This window comes from Neisseria perflava (assembly GCF_019334725.1).
Classification (GTDB): domain Bacteria; phylum Pseudomonadota; class Gammaproteobacteria; order Burkholderiales; family Neisseriaceae; genus Neisseria; species Neisseria subflava_A.
Map to the genome: position 1 here is coordinate 613,666 of NZ_CP079818.1, position 14,192 is coordinate 627,857.

14 protein-coding genes are annotated in these 14,192 nt (G+C 49.0%); 7 read left to right on the top strand and 7 right to left on the bottom strand.

What is annotated here, in order from left to right; all coding sequences use genetic code 11:
• Window positions 1-57 precede the first annotated feature (57 nt).
• From LPB400_RS03120 to ftsZ, 7 genes are all read left to right on the top strand, one after another.
• Window positions 58-1,320 (top strand): FtsW/RodA/SpoVE family cell cycle protein, encoded by a 1,263-nt coding sequence (locus LPB400_RS03120; RefSeq protein ID WP_219089354.1) that lies wholly within the window; start codon window positions 58-60, stop codon window positions 1,318-1,320.
• A gap of 4 nt (window positions 1,321-1,324) precedes the next feature.
• Complete coding sequence (gene murG, locus LPB400_RS03125) at window positions 1,325-2,392, top strand: undecaprenyldiphospho-muramoylpentapeptide beta-N-acetylglucosaminyltransferase (protein WP_219089356.1); 1,068 nt, start codon at window positions 1,325-1,327, stop codon at window positions 2,390-2,392.
• A gap of 166 nt (window positions 2,393-2,558) precedes the next feature.
• Window positions 2,559-3,968 carry a UDP-N-acetylmuramate--L-alanine ligase gene (murC, locus tag LPB400_RS03130; protein ID WP_219089358.1) on the top strand — a complete coding sequence of 470 codons (1,410 nt, stop codon included), beginning with the start codon at window positions 2,559-2,561 and terminating at the stop codon, window positions 3,966-3,968.
• A gap of 87 nt (window positions 3,969-4,055) precedes the next feature.
• Window positions 4,056-4,970 (top strand): D-alanine--D-alanine ligase, encoded by a 915-nt coding sequence (locus LPB400_RS03135; protein WP_219089360.1) that lies wholly within the window; start codon window positions 4,056-4,058, stop codon window positions 4,968-4,970.
• The gene (locus LPB400_RS03140; RefSeq protein ID WP_219089362.1) at window positions 4,960-5,679 is read left to right on the top strand and encodes a cell division protein FtsQ/DivIB; all 720 of its coding nucleotides are present in this window, start codon (window positions 4,960-4,962) and stop codon (window positions 5,677-5,679) included. Before LPB400_RS03135 ends, LPB400_RS03140 begins: the two co-directional genes overlap by 11 nt.
• Before the next feature lie 74 nt (window positions 5,680-5,753).
• Window positions 5,754-7,001, top strand: a complete 1,248-nt coding sequence (ftsA, locus tag LPB400_RS03145; protein WP_070606053.1) for a cell division protein FtsA — start codon at window positions 5,754-5,756, stop codon at window positions 6,999-7,001.
• Window positions 7,002-7,253: 252 nt separating this feature from the next.
• Window positions 7,254-8,453: a cell division protein FtsZ gene (gene ftsZ, locus LPB400_RS03150; protein ID WP_070585169.1), complete on the top strand. Its 1,200-nt coding sequence runs from the start codon at window positions 7,254-7,256 to the stop codon at window positions 8,451-8,453.
• A 119-nt stretch (window positions 8,454-8,572) separates the two neighbouring features.
• Here the strand turns inward: ftsZ and ispH are convergent, their stop codons facing one another.
• The 7 genes from ispH to LPB400_RS03185 form a co-directional block, all read right to left on the bottom strand.
• The gene (gene ispH, locus LPB400_RS03155) at window positions 8,573-9,541 is read right to left on the bottom strand and encodes a 4-hydroxy-3-methylbut-2-enyl diphosphate reductase (protein ID WP_219089364.1); all 969 of its coding nucleotides are present in this window, start codon (window positions 9,539-9,541) and stop codon (window positions 8,573-8,575) included.
• Between the two features lie 13 nt (window positions 9,542-9,554).
• On the bottom strand, window positions 9,555-10,061 hold the full coding sequence (lspA, locus tag LPB400_RS03160; protein WP_219089366.1) for a signal peptidase II: 507 nt from the start codon (window positions 10,059-10,061) through the stop codon (window positions 9,555-9,557).
• 151 nt (window positions 10,062-10,212) lie between these two features.
• A complete protein-coding gene (gene glyQ, locus LPB400_RS03165; RefSeq protein ID WP_003685919.1) occupies window positions 10,213-11,112 on the bottom strand; it encodes a glycine--tRNA ligase subunit alpha in 900 nt (299 codons plus the stop codon).
• An 81-nt stretch (window positions 11,113-11,193) separates the two neighbouring features.
• The gene (gene yacG / locus LPB400_RS03170; protein WP_003682475.1) at window positions 11,194-11,376 is read right to left on the bottom strand and encodes a DNA gyrase inhibitor YacG; all 183 of its coding nucleotides are present in this window, start codon (window positions 11,374-11,376) and stop codon (window positions 11,194-11,196) included.
• Window positions 11,373-11,993 carry a dephospho-CoA kinase gene (gene coaE, locus LPB400_RS03175; RefSeq protein ID WP_219089368.1) on the bottom strand — a complete coding sequence of 207 codons (621 nt, stop codon included), beginning with the start codon at window positions 11,991-11,993 and terminating at the stop codon, window positions 11,373-11,375. Before coaE ends, yacG begins: the two co-directional genes overlap by 4 nt.
• The gene (locus LPB400_RS03180; protein ID WP_225905497.1) at window positions 11,993-12,880 is read right to left on the bottom strand and encodes a prepilin peptidase; all 888 of its coding nucleotides are present in this window, start codon (window positions 12,878-12,880) and stop codon (window positions 11,993-11,995) included. Before LPB400_RS03180 ends, coaE begins: the two co-directional genes overlap by 1 nt.
• A 1-nt stretch (window position 12,881) precedes the next feature.
• Complete coding sequence (locus tag LPB400_RS03185) at window positions 12,882-14,123, bottom strand: type II secretion system F family protein (protein ID WP_219089370.1); 1,242 nt, start codon at window positions 14,121-14,123, stop codon at window positions 12,882-12,884.
• Window positions 14,124-14,192 lie beyond the last annotated feature (69 nt).

Here is a 14,192-nt window from a genome sequence, read left to right on the forward strand (position 1 = left end):
CTCTTGCCCATTAGCAGGCCGTCTGAATATTTTATTCAAGCCGTTACGGATGTTTTCATGATTAGTCTTTCCAAAATGCTTGACCGGCCGATTGCGCGCGATGGTCGGAAGTTTGATGTTTCTCTCTTGTGGATGGTCGTCTTAATGACGGTCTTCAGCCTGATTATGATTTATTCGGCTTCTATTGCGTATGCGGCATCGGAAGGGGGCAGCCAGTTTTCTTTTGTGTCTAAGCAGGCAATGTTTATCCTGTTTACGGTGGCCATATGCTTGCCGCTTTTCCTGCTCAAGATGAGCTTCTGGCGGCGGATTATTCCGTTTTATTTTGCTGTTTCAGGTTTGCTATTGCTGCTGGTTTTGTTTGTCGGCCGCGAGATTAACGGCGCGACGCGCTGGATTCATATCGGACCGCTCAACCTGCAACCGACTGAATTTTTCAAATTGGCGACGGTCTTGTATTTGTCCAGCCTGTTTACGCGCCGTGAAGAAATGTTGCGCGATTTGGATTCTTTGGGTTGGTCGTCTTTGTTTACCGGTATTGGCGATTTGGTGTGCAGCCCTTTTAAAAGTGACGCGTGGGTAAGGGTAAAGGAACGCTTCCGCAAGTTTAAGACCTTGATTCTGCCGATTATGTTGGTGGCAGTCGGTTTGGTTTTGATTATGGGTCAGCCGGACTTTGGCTCGTTTGTCGTGATTGTCGTGATTACCATGGGTATGCTGTTTTTGGCAGGTTTCCCGTGGAAGTATTTTGCCGTATTGGTGGCGACTGTTGTGAGCGGTATGGGCTTGTTGATTTTGGCCGCGCCTTACCGTATGGCGCGTGTAGCGGCGTTTTTGGACCCTTGGAGCGATCCTTTGGGTAAAGGCTATCAGCTGACGCATTCCTTGATGGCGATTGCGCGCGGCGGCTGGTTTGGCGAGGGCTTGGGTGCAAGTTTGGAAAAACGTTTCTATCTGCCTGAGGCGCATACGGATTTTATTTTTGCCGTCATCGGCGAGGAATTCGGCTTTTTAGGGATGCTGGTTTTGGTGTTCTGCTACGGCTGGCTGGTGTGGCGTGCGTTTTCCATCGGCAAGCAGGCGCGTGATTCGGGCTTGATGTTCAGCGCGTATATTGCCAACGGTATCGGTATTTGGATTGGTATTCAAAGTTTCTTCAATATCGGTGTAAACATCGGTATCCTGCCCACTAAAGGCCTGACTTTGCCGTTTATGTCTTACGGCGGTTCGGCTGTCTTTATCATGCTGGTGTGCATTACTTTGTTATTGCGCATTGATTATGAAAACCGCCAAAAAATGCGCGGTTATTCGGTGGAGTAAAACCATGAGCGGTAAAACTTTTATGCTGATGGCCGGCGGTACGGGCGGTCATATTTTCCCTGCATTGGCGGTTGCCGAGTCGCTGCAAAAGCGCGGCCATCATGTGATTTGGCTGGGCAGTCAGGATTCGATGGAAGAGCGTATCGTGCCGCAATACGGCATACGCTTGGAAACGCTGGCCATTAAAGGAATCCGTGGCAACGGCATCAAGCGCAAGCTGATGTTGCCGTTTACGCTGTATAAAACTGTCCGTGCGGCGCAGCAGATTATTAAGAAACACCGTGTCGAGTGTGTGATCGGTTTTGGTGGTTTTGTTACTTTCCCCGGTGGCTTGGCGGCAAAAATTTCCGGTGTGCCGATTGTGATTCATGAGCAAAACGCCGTAGCCGGTTTGTCCAACCGCCAACTGTCGCGTTGGGCAAAACGTGTTCTGTATGCTTTCCCGAAAGCCTTTCAACATGAAGGCGGATTGGTGGGTAACCCTGTCCGTGCCGATATTGCGGCATTGCCTGTTCCTGAAGAACGCTTTGAAAACCGCCAGGGCCGTCTGAAAGTTTTGGTGATGGGTGGTAGTTTGGGTGCGGATGTGTTGAACAAAACCGTTCCGCAAGCTTTGGCATTGTTGCCTGAGGCTGCCCGTCCGCAAATGTATCATCAGTCCGGCCGCAATAAATTGGGCAACCTGCAGGCGGATTACGATGCATTGGGTGTGCAAGCCGAGTGCGTCGAATTTATTACCGATATGGTATCCGCCTACCGCGATGCCGATTTAGTGATTTGTCGTGCCGGCGCGCTGACGATTGCCGAGTTGACGGCTGCCGGTTTGGGTGCATTGCTGGTGCCGTATCCGCACGCGGTAGACGATCACCAAACAGCCAATGCGCGCTTTATGGTGCAGGCCGAAGCTGGTTTGCTGTTGCCGCAAACTCAACTGACGGCAGAAAAACTGGCCGAAATCCTCGGTGGATTAAACCGTGAAAAATGCCTGAAATGGGCGAAAAATGCCCGTACGCTGGCGTTGCCGCACAGTGCGGACGATGTGGCGGAAATTGCCATATCCTGTACTGAATAAGCAGGCAAACTTCGATTAAAGGCCGTCTGAAAAGTTGATTAAAGGCGTTTCAGACGGCCTTCATTGCTTTTGTTAAAATTCCTTTACAATAAAAGCATAGCGCAGAAGCGGATAGCCCTTTAAAATAACGCCTTTACGCACTAAAAACCAACCGGAACGCAACGTTATGATGAAAAATCGAGTTACCAACATCCATTTTGTCGGAATCGGCGGCGTCGGCATGAGTGGTATTGCCGAAGTTTTACACAATTTGGGCTTTAAAGTTTCCGGTTCGGATCAGGCGCGTAATGCCGTTACTGAGCATTTGAGCGCTCTCGGTATCCAAGTTTACCCTGGCCATACTGCCGAACACGTCAACGGTGCCGACGTGGTTGTTACCTCTACTGCCGTCAAAAAAGACAATCCTGAGGTTGTTGCCGCGTTGGAACAGCAGATTCCCGTGATTCCGCGCGCGTTGATGTTGGCGGAACTGATGCGCTTCCGCGATGGTATCGCCATTGCAGGTACACACGGCAAAACCACGACAACCAGCTTGACTGCTTCTATTCTCGGCGCGGCAGGACTTGATCCTACTTTCGTTATCGGTGGCAAACTTAATGCCGCAGGTACCAATGCCCGTTTGGGTAAAGGTGAATACATCGTTGCCGAAGCCGACGAATCCGATGCTTCTTTCTTGCATCTGACCCCGATTATGTCCGTCGTGACCAATATCGACGAAGACCATATGGATACTTACGGCCACAGCGTTGAGAAGCTGCATCAGGCGTTTGTGGATTTCATCCACCGTATGCCGTTTTACGGCAAAGCGTTCTTGTGTATCGACAGCGAACACGTCCGCGCGATTTTGCCAAAAGTAAGCAAACCTTACGCTACTTACGGCCTGGATGATACTGCCGATATCTACGCAACCGATATTGAAAACATCGGAGCGCAAATGAAATTTACCGTTCATGTTCAAATGAAAGGACATGAGCAAGAGCCGTTTGAAGTTGTTTTGAATATGCCCGGTCGCCACAACGTCCTCAATGCGTTGGCGGCTATTGGTGTTGCGCTGGAAGTTGGCGCATCGGTTGAAGCCATCCAAAAAGGCTTGCTCGGCTTTGAAGGCGTCGGCCGCCGCTTCCAAAAATATGGCGACATCAAATTGCCAAACGGCGGAACCGTTTTGCTGGTGGACGATTATGGCCACCATCCTGTCGAAATGGCGGCAACCCTTTCTGCTGCACGCGGCGCATACCCTGAAAAACGCTTGGTCTTGGCTTTCCAACCGCACCGCTATACCCGTACACGCGATTTGTTTGAAGACTTTACTAAAGTCCTCAATACCGTTGATGCGCTGGTGTTGACCGAAGTTTATGCCGCAGGTGAAGAGCCGATTGCCGCAGCCGATTCCCGCGCCTTGGCGCGCGCCATCCGCGTATTGGGCAAACTTGAGCCTATTTACTGCGAAAACGTTGCCGACCTGCCGCAAATGCTGCTGAATGTTTTGCAAGACGGCGATGTTGTTCTGAATATGGGTGCCGGCAGCATCAACCGCGTTCCGTCTGCATTGGTGGAATTGTCGAAACAATCATAATAAACAGGCATATTGGCCTTTGAGGACAGATAGGTCGTCTGAATAATATTCAGACGGCCTGTATCAGTATTTAAGAAAGTGGAAATTATGCAGAATTTTGGCAAAGTGGCCGTGTTGATGGGTGGTTTCTCCAGCGAGCGCGAAGTTTCGCTGGACAGTGGCGCCGCTATTTTGGCTGCCTTGAAAAGCAAAGGCGTCGATGCCCATGCGTTCGACCCCAAAGAAACCCCGTTGTCTGAATTGAAAACACAAGGTTTTCAGACGGCCTTCAATATTCTGCACGGCACTTTCGGCGAAGATGGCGCGATTCAAGGTGCATTGGAGCTGATGGGTATTCCTTACACCGGTAGCGGCGTGGCCGCTTCTGCACTGGGTATGGACAAATACCGCTGCAAACTGATTTGGCAGGCTGTGGGCTTGCCTGTTCCTGAGTTTGCCGTATTGCATGACGACAGCAACTTTGATGCCGTTGAAGAAAAATTGGGCCTGCCGATGTTTGTGAAACCCGCCGCGGAAGGCAGTAGCGTCGGTGTGGTAAAAGTCAAAGAAAAAGGCCGTCTGAAAAGCGTTTACGAAGAATTGAAACATTTGCAGGGCGAAATCATTGCCGAACGCTTTATAGGCGGCGGCGAGTATTCTTGCCCGGTATTGAACGGCAAAGGCCTGCCGAGTATTCATATTATTCCGGCTACCGAGTTTTACGACTACGAGGCTAAATACAACCGCGACGATACGGTTTATCAATGCCCGTCGGAAGATTTGAGCGAGGCGGAGGAAAACCTGATGCGCGAACTGGCCGTGCGTGGCGCGCAGGCGATTGGTGCGGAAGGTTGTTCGCGCGTGGACTTTCTGAAAGATACGGACGGTAAGCTGTATCTTTTGGAAATCAATACCTTGCCCGGTATGACCAGCCACAGTTTGGTGCCAAAATCTGCAAGCCATATCGGCGTGGATTTTGCTGATTTATGTATTGAGATTTTGAAGACCGCTCATGTGGGATGATGCAGGCGCACTGGGTCGACTGACCCGCCGGCTATTGTTGTTGATGACCTTTCTGCTGATAGGTTCGGGCATAGCTTGGCTTTACAATTCCAAATATTTCCCTGTGAAACAGATTGCCATTCAGGGTAAGCTGAAATATGCTTCCAGCAAAGAATTGCAAACCGTTGCACGAGAGCATATCAGGGGTAATATGTTCCGCGCCGATATTGATTCGGCGCAGGCCGCTTTTCAGGAATTGCCTTGGATTGACTCGGCAATGGTACGCCGCCGTTTTCCGGAAACAGTGGAGATTATCCTGACAGAGCGTGTGCCGGTTGCACACTGGCGCGCTGGCGGCTTGGTGGACAGTAAGGGCAATGTGTTTGCCGCAAGCCTGAAACAGGACCTGCCTATATTTGAAGGGCAGCAGGGGACAGGCAAAGATATGGTCAAACATTATGCGGACTTTTCCGGTATTTTGAGTCCGTTGAAACTGACCATCAAAGAATTGATCTACACGCCGCGGTCGGCATGGCTGCTTGTATTGAACAACGGCATTACCGTGCGCTTGGGGCGTGAAAACGAAATCAAACGTTTGCAGCAATTTGCCCAGATTTGGCCATCGCTGCTGCGTAAAAAACAAAGTAGTATCGAGTATGTCGATATGCGTTATAAGGATGGTTTTTCAGTCCGTTACCGGCCGTCTGAAAACCCTTCCGACAGTGAATAGCCGATTAGACGTGAAGCAATCTTGTTTCAAAAATAATCAAACCGTCAGTCAGACAACATAGCGAACGAGCAATTATGGAACAACAACAAAATAAATATATCAGTGCCTTAGACATTGGTACGTCCAAGGTCATCGCCTTAATCGGTGAGATTCGGGAAGATAACGAAATCCACATTGTTGGCTTGGGTCAAAGCCCTTCACGTGGTCTGCGTGCAGGTATGGTGACCAACATTGACGCCACTGCGCAAGCCATTCGTCAGGCGGTAGAAGATGCCGAGCTGATGGCAGATACCAAAATTTCCCACGTCGTCACCGGTATTGCCGGTAACCATATCCGCAGCCTGAATTCACAAGGCGTGGTCAAAATTAAAGATGGCGAAGTATCGCAAGCCGACATCGATCGTGCCATCGAAACGGCAAAAGCCATCAATATTCCGCCTGATCACAATATCTTGCATACCGTGGTTCAAGAGTACATCATCGACAACCAACCCGGTGTGAAAGAACCTATCGGTATGAGCGGCGTGCGTTTGGATACCCGTGTACACATCATTACCGGTGCGAACACTGCTTTGCAAAATATCCAAAAATGTATCCAACGCTGCGGCCTGCAAATGGATCAAATCATGCTTCAGCCTTTGGCAAGCGGTCACGCCGTTTTGACTGAAGACGAAAAAGATTTGGGTGTGTGCGTCATCGATATCGGTGGCGGTACAACCGACATCGCGGTTTATACTAATGGCGCCATCCGCCATACTGCGGTTATTCCCGTTGCCGGCGATTTGATTACCAAAGACTTGGCGCAAGCCTTGCGTACGCCGCACAGCGCAGCCGAGTACATCAAAATCCATTACGGCGCTGCGATTCCGACTATGGACGGCTTGGATGAAATGATTGAAGTCCCTAGCGTTGGCGACCGTCAATCGCGTCAAATTTCACGCCGTGTATTGGCTGAAATCATCGGCCCGCGCGTAGAAGAGATTTTGGAATTGACGCTGAATGAATTGCGCCGCTCCGGTTTCCCTGAAGAAGTGCTGACTTCCGGTATCGTTTTGACCGGTGGTGCTTCTATGTTGACCGGTATTGTTGAGTTGGCGGAAGAAATCTTCAACCTGCCGGCACGTATCGGTGTTCCACAGGAAATGGGTGGTGTATCTGAGCGTATCCGTAATCCACGCTATTCAACCGCCATCGGTCTTTTGCAGGCGGCAAGGGGAGAGGAAGACGGCGCGCCGGTGACAGGTGCCATTGTGGTCCATGATCAGGCTGAAAAAATCAGTCTGTGGGCAAGACTGATGAAATTCGTTAAAGACAATTTCTGATAAAAGTTTTCAGGGCAGGCGGTGTACCAACCGTTTGTCCTGAATATTTAAGTGAAATTAAACGGTTTTAAATAATTGCCAAGTGGATAATTTAAAACTTGTATATTTTCTGTTAAAAAATGTAGTAAAAATATAACGCCGACAGCCGAATGGTAAGAAGATTTTTGCCAGTATCTGGATACTTCTTATATAATACGGATAATGAGTTATTTTTGAACCGTCCTTATAAAGCGGGGCGCGGAGGATTATTGAATGGAATTTGTTTACGACGTAGCAGAATCAGCAACGAGCCCTGCTGTTATTAAAGTTATCGGTTTGGGTGGTGGCGGCTGTAATGCCATCAACAATATGGTTGCCAACACTATTCATGGTGTTGAGTTCATCAGTGCCAATACCGATGCGCAATCATTGGCTAAAAACAATGCGGCTAAACGCATTCAATTAGGTACAAACCTGACTCGCGGTTTGGGTGCCGGTGCAAATCCTGAAATCGGCCGCGCCGCTGCTCAAGAAGATCGCGAAGCCATCGAAGATGCCATCCGCGGTGCAAACATGCTGTTCATCACTACCGGTATGGGTGGTGGTACAGGTACCGGCTCCGCTCCTGTTGTGGCTGAAATCGCTAAAGAAATGGGTATCCTGACCGTTGCGGTTGTAACCCGTCCGTTTGCTTACGAAGGCAAGCGCGTACATATCGCTCAAGCAGGTTTGGATCAACTTAAAGAGCGCGTTGATTCCCTGATCATTATCCCGAACGACAAATTGATGACTGCCTTGGGCGAAGACGTGACTATGCGTGAAGCTTTCCGTGCGGCCGACAATGTACTGCGTGATGCGGTTGCCGGTATTTCCGAAGTGGTGACTTGCCCTAGCGACATGATCAACTTGGACTTCGCCGACGTGAAAACCGTGATGAGCAATCGCGGTATCGCCATGATGGGTTCAGGTTTCGCGCAAGGTATCGACCGTGCCCGTTTGGCTACCGATCAAGCTATCTCCAGCCCGCTCTTGGATAACGTTACTTTAGATGGTGCACGCGGCGTATTGGTAAACATTACCACTGCTCCTGGCTGCCTGAAAATGTCTGAGTTCAACGAGATTATGCGTATCGTCAACCAAAATGCACACCCTGAAGTGGAATGCAAATTTGGTGCTGCCGAAGACGAGAGTATGAGCGAAGACGCTATCCGTATTACCATCATTGCTACCGGCTTGAAAGAAAACGGTACTGACAACCAACTGCGTGCTGCTGCCCGTACCCAACAATTGGTACGCGGTGCGGAAGAAGCGCCCCAAGCTCAAAGCCAAAGCAATGCTGAAAGCCTGGTTCGTACTAACCGCAATATCCGTTCTATGAACCTGACTGCGGCTGATTTCAGCAACCAGTCTGTGCTGGATGACTTTGAAATTCCTGCTATCTTGCGCCGTCAGCAACATACTTCTGATAAATAATCAGGATCATGTATGAAAAGACCTGCCTTTAAGGCGGGTCTTTTTTATTAGTAAAATATACTTAAGGCCGTCTGAAAATTTTCAGACGGCCTTAAGTTCAAATAAAGTAAATAATAAACTTACCCTTTATTGAGAATTTGCTTGTTTTCGCCCTCACGACGCAATTCTTTGGGCAAGACAAATACAATGCTTTCTTCTGCACCTTCACCTTCACGTATGGTTTCATGTCCCCAATCTTGAATGGTTTGTAAGACTTCTCGAACCAAGACTTCGGGCGCAGATGCGCCGGCAGTGACACCAACCTTGGTTTTGTTTTCAAACCATTCTTTTTTCAGATAGGAAGCATTATCGACCATATAGGCATCAACTCCGCGCAATGCAGCTACTTCACGCAAGCGGTTGCTGTTGGAAGAGTTGGGCGAGCCGACAACAATTACGAGATCGCATTCTTCGGCCAATTCTTTAACAGCAGTTTGGCGGTTGGTTGTGGCGTAGCAGATGTCTTCTTTGTGCGGATTGCGGATATTGGGGAAGCGTTGGTTTAAGGCCGCAATAATATCTTTGGTTTCATCCACCGATAAAGTGGTTTGGCTCACATAGGCAAGCTTATCAGGATTTTTGACGTTCAGTCCGGCTACATCTTCCACTGTCTCAACCAAAAACATTTTGCCCGGAGGCAATTGTCCCATTGTGCCTTCCACTTCGACATGACCTTTGTGACCGATCATAATGATTTCGTAATCTTGGGCATCAAGGCGGGCTACTTCTTTATGAACTTTGGTGACCAAAGGGCAGGTGGCATCAAAAACGCGGAAACCGCGTTGTGCCGCTTCTTCCTGTACGGCTTTGGATACGCCGTGAGCCGAGTAAATCAGTGTGGCACCCTTTGGGACATCCGCCAAGTTATCGACAAATATAGCACCTTTTGCCCGAAGATTATCCACGACGAATTTGTTGTGAACGACCTCATGGCGGACGTAAATGGGCGCGCCGAATTCTTCGAGTGCACGTTCAACAATGCTGATGGCACGGTCAACACCGGCACAGAAGCCGCGGGGATTGGCAAGGATAATGGTTTTTTGAGTCATGTGTGTTCCGTTTTCAGACGGCCTTTGTGTCGTTTGAAGGTGTTTTTTTGTGCAGCAAACCATCTATTACCAAGCAAACTGCGCCAACGCAGATAAAACTGTCGGCAATGTTAAATGCAGGGTAAAACCAGTTTTGCCAATAGAAAAGCAGAAAATCGACAACGTGGCCGTGAATCAGGCGGTCAACCACATTGCCAATCGCGCCACCGATAATCATGGCAGCCCCCAGTTTGCCCCAGCGGCCAAATTCATCACGCCAGATGGCACGGGCCAAATACAGGCTGATAACGACGGCCAGACCTAAAAAGAAGAATTTTTGCCAGCCGCCTTGGTCGGCCAAAAAGCTGAATGCCGCGCCTGGATTATAGGCAAGGGTCAGGTCAAAAAAGTCTGGAATGATGTTGAGGCGTTCGCCTTCGGTAAAGTGTCTCAAGATTTCCCATTTGCTCAGTTGGTCAAGAATGATGGCGACGAGGGAAAGTAAGAAAAAGGGAATTTTTTTAGAAGAGGATGAACTCATGTTTTCAGACGGTTTATGTAATAAAGGGCTTATTTTACCTGAAAGCAGGCTGGAAGTGTTTGCGATGGCATCGGCGTTAAGGCCGTCTGAAAATAGAAACGCCGCCACTTGAATATATCAAAGGGCGGCGGCGTGGTAAGCATATGTGGGCTTATTGGTTTTTAAGCAATGGGAAGCCCAGTTTCTCGCGGCTTTCAACAAATTTTTGAGCAACGATACGGCTCAGCGCACGAATACGGCCGATGTAGGTTGCGCGTTCGGTAACGGAAATGGCACCGCGTGCATCCAAGAGGTTGAACGTGTGGCCGGCTTTGAGTACAAGCTCGTAAGCAGGCAGGGCAAGACTGGTGTCTTCAACTGCAAGCAGGCGTTTGGCTTGTTCTTCATAGTCGTTGAATTGGCGCAAGAGCCAATCGGCATCGCTGTATTCGAAGTTGTAGGTGGATTGCTCGACTTCGTTTTGATGATAAACGTCGCCGTAAGTCACGATGTTGCCATCAAGGGTTTTTGCCCAAACGAGGTCGTACACGTTTTCCACGCCTTGCAGATACATGGCGAGACGCTCGATACCGTAGGTGATTTCACCGAGCACAGGAGAGCAGTCGATACCGCCGACTTGTTGGAAGTAGGTGAATTGGGTTACTTCCATGCCGTTGAGCCAAACTTCCCAACCCAAGCCCCAAGCGCCGAGAGTAGGGTTTTCCCAGTCATCTTCGACAAAGCGGATGTCGTGTACTTTAGGGTCGATACCCAATTCACGCAGGGAGTCGAGGTATAGGTCTTGAATGTTGGCTGGTGCAGGTTTGAGCGCAACTTGGAATTGATAGTAGTGTTGCAGGCGGTTGGGGTTGTCGCCATAGCGGCCGTCTTTGGGACGGCGGCTGGGTTGAACGTAAGCGGCAAACCAAGGCTCTGGGCCTAATGCGCGCAGGCAGGTGGCTGGATGCGAAGTACCGGCACCGACTTCCATATCGAAAGGTTGGATAACGGTGCAGCCTTTGTCTGCCCAGTAGTTTTGTAATTTGAAAATAATTTGTTGGAAGGTGAGCATGGTGGATGGAATAGGTTGGAATAAAGAGGGTATTTTACTGTTTTGAGCCTGTTTTGGATAGGCTGAAGGAGGCGACGCAGTTTATTTGCCGTCCAACAGGTCTGAAAAGGGGTCGTCTTCCGAAGAAACGGTGTATTTTTCTTGTGCCCATTCGCCTAAATCAATGAGTTTGCACCGTTTGCTGCAGAAAGGGCGGTAGGGGCTGTCGGTGTTCCAAACGACTTCTTTGTGGCAGGTCGGACATTTTACAACAGGAGCGGTCATGCAGTTTCTTTCAGAGTTTGTGCAATAGATTGATAGTATTGATGCAAACGGGCAACCTTGATTTTTGCTTCTTCCATGCTATGAGTATTGTCCAATACATCGTCGGCATGCAGCAGTCTGTCAGATCGAGAAGCTTGGGTGGCCATGATTTGACGCGTCTGCTCTTCTGAAAAACCATTGCGTTGATGTACGCGTTCGATTTGGACGGACTCTGGAACATCTACGACCAAAATGCGGTCGGTCTCTGCTTTAAATGCCGGATTCTCAATCAAAAGCGGTACATCGACAATCCCGTAGGTGGAGGAGGCAAGTTGTTGTTTCTGCTGTTGGATTTTGTTTAATATTAATGGCAGAAGCAGGTTTTCCAGTTGTTTTTTGGATTGAGGCCGTCTGAAAACTTCTTCCCGTAAAGCCATACGATTCAGACGGCCTTCATGATCAAAAACCTCATCCCCGAAAAGTTGGCGGATGGCAGGAAGGGCTTCGCCGTTTTCAGCGGTCAGTGAGCGGCTGATGGCATCGGCATCGATAATGGGTACGCCAAGTTCGGCAAACATTTGGGCAATAGATGATTTGCCGCTACCGATACCGCCGGTCAAGCCTATCCATAATGTCATTATCGGAATCCTGATTGTACGAGCCACCATTGTACCAGTTGGGTAATAGGTGCATTGGCAACCAAAATAATCCATCCTGCTACAGCGAGGCTGGGACCAAAAGCAAAATATTGGCCTTTGCCGACGCGGGCGATGAGTGCGCCTAACAGCCCGACTAAGGCAGCCATAAAGATCAGAACAGGCAAAATTCCTACGCCCAGCCATGCACCGAGTGCGGCCAAAAGTTTGAAGTCGCCATTGCCCATGCCGATTTTACCGGTCAGAAGTTTATAGACGGCGCATAAAGTATAAAGGCTCATATAGCCTGCAATCGCACCCCAAACGGCTGAATGCAGGGGAACGAATGTATCATTCAGATTAAACAGCAGGCCGATCCAAATTAGGGGCTGAGTCAGGCTGTCGGGCAAATATTGCGTATCGGTATCGATAAAGGTCAGCGCTATCAATATGGCAGTCAGAATCAATCCACCAATAGTTGCCCATGACCAGCCGTATTGCCACGCGACAATACCGAATAAGACACCTGTCAGCAGCTCAATCAACGGATAGCGTATGCTGATATGGGTTTTGCAGGCGTGGCATTTCCCACCTAGGAAAACATAGCTGAGGATGGGTATATTTTGCCAAACTCTGATCGGACTTCCGCATTTTGGGCAGTGTGAATCCGGTTTACGCAGATTAAATGGCTGTTTTTCTTCGTCTGTCAGCTCGATGCCCAAATGCTCTTTGGAAAATTGTGTCCATTCACGCTCCATCATTATCGGCGTGCGATAAATGACGACGTTCAGAAAGCTACCAATCAGTAATCCTAAAATAACGGCTAAAGGAATAGCGAATGGCGCAAGAACGGAGAGGGCGTCGATGGCAGAGTAAATACTATCAAGCATATCAACCTACGACATTACCCAAGTTAAACAACGGCAGATACATGGCAATCAGCAAAATACCGATGAGCGAACCCAATACCACCATGATAATAGGCTCCATCAAGTGAGACAATCGGGAGACGGAGTTGTCTACTTCATCTTCGTAGAATTCGGCTGCTTTGTTCAGCATATCATCCAAAGAGCCTGACTCTTCGCCGATGGCCGCCATTTGGATTACCATATTGGGGAACATATCCGTGCTTTGCATACTGGATGTCAGCGACAGACCTTGTGTTACCTTGGCACGGATGTCTTGAGTAGCTTCTTCATAGAGAATATTGCCGGATGCGCCTGCAACTGAATCTAATACTTCCACCAAAGGAACGCCGGCTGCGAAGAGGGTGGAAGTCGTACGCGCCCAACGGGCAATGGTCGCTTTTCGGACAATGGTACCAAAAACAGGCAGTCTCAAAATCAGAGCATCGATTCGTTTTTGGAAGGTAGGCGATTTTTCATGGAGTTTGTACAGGCCGAAGGCGGAAACAATCAAAAGGATGATCATAATCCAGCCGTAATCGACGAATAAATCAGACAAGCTCATGACGAGTTGGGTAAGGCCTGGCAGCTCTGCACCCATATTGGCATAAACTTCTTTAAAGGCTGGCAGTACAAACATCATCATGATGAAGATAAGCGCGATGGCCACCACGATAATGGCAATCGGGTAGGTCAGCGCGGTTTTAACCTTTTTCTTAATGGCTTGGGTTTTTTCTTTATAGACAGCCAGTTTGTCCAATAGGCTTTCCAGTACGCCGCCGGACTCGCCTGCGCTGACCAGATTGCAATAGAAACGGTCGAAATATTTTGGATATTTAGAGAACGATTTACCCAATGCGCTACCTTGTTCGACATCGGAGCGAACCTGCATCAGCATTTCGGTCATGCTCGGATTGGAGTGGCCGCGTGCAACGATTTCAAATGCCTGCATCAGCGGTAAGCCTGCCTTCATCATTGTTGCCAGTTGGCGGGTGAACACAGTAATGTCTTCTTGGGTAATACGGCGTTTGCGTGCGGTTTTGACTTTGCTGATACGCAAAGGGCGAATGCCTCTGCGTTGGAGTTTTTTGCGTGCTTCTTCTTCGTCTTTGGCAACTACTTCACCACGAACAAGACGTTCGGTCTCGATGTTTTTTCCTTCAAATGTAAAACGCTTGCCTTTGCTTCTTGAGCCGAACAGACTTCTTTTTTGCTCTGCTTGAGCCATGAGTTATCCCTTGTTAGTAAGAAATAAAGCGGACTGTTTCCCCGTGCCGCTTTATTTTAATTTTCGAAA

Bases quoted from the DNA above. Each gene is read 5' to 3' on its own strand.
- glyQ (WP_003685919.1), bottom strand. From the start codon at position 11,112: ATGCTCACCTTCCAACAAATTATTTTCAAATTACAAAACTACTGGGCA.
- LPB400_RS03180 (WP_225905497.1), bottom strand. From the start codon at position 12,880: ATGCTTGATAGTATTTACTCTGCCATCGACGCCCTCTCCGTTCTTGCG.
- ftsZ (WP_070585169.1), top strand. From the start codon at position 7,254: ATGGAATTTGTTTACGACGTAGCAGAATCAGCAACGAGCCCTGCTGTT.
- LPB400_RS03140 (WP_219089362.1), top strand. From the start codon at position 4,960: ATGTGGGATGATGCAGGCGCACTGGGTCGACTGACCCGCCGGCTATTG.
- yacG (WP_003682475.1), bottom strand. From the start codon at position 11,376: ATGACCGCTCCTGTTGTAAAATGTCCGACCTGCCACAAAGAAGTCGTT.
- LPB400_RS03185 (WP_219089370.1), bottom strand. From the start codon at position 14,123: ATGGCTCAAGCAGAGCAAAAAAGAAGTCTGTTCGGCTCAAGAAGCAAA.
- murG (WP_219089356.1), top strand. From the start codon at position 1,325: ATGAGCGGTAAAACTTTTATGCTGATGGCCGGCGGTACGGGCGGTCAT.
- LPB400_RS03120 (WP_219089354.1), top strand. From the start codon at position 58: ATGATTAGTCTTTCCAAAATGCTTGACCGGCCGATTGCGCGCGATGGT.
- LPB400_RS03135 (WP_219089360.1), top strand. From the start codon at position 4,056: ATGCAGAATTTTGGCAAAGTGGCCGTGTTGATGGGTGGTTTCTCCAGC.
- coaE (WP_219089368.1), bottom strand. From the start codon at position 11,993: ATGACATTATGGATAGGCTTGACCGGCGGTATCGGTAGCGGCAAATCA.
- ispH (WP_219089364.1), bottom strand. From the start codon at position 9,541: ATGACTCAAAAAACCATTATCCTTGCCAATCCCCGCGGCTTCTGTGCC.
- murC (WP_219089358.1), top strand. From the start codon at position 2,559: ATGATGAAAAATCGAGTTACCAACATCCATTTTGTCGGAATCGGCGGC.
- lspA (WP_219089366.1), bottom strand. From the start codon at position 10,061: ATGAGTTCATCCTCTTCTAAAAAAATTCCCTTTTTCTTACTTTCCCTC.
- ftsA (WP_070606053.1), top strand. From the start codon at position 5,754: ATGGAACAACAACAAAATAAATATATCAGTGCCTTAGACATTGGTACG.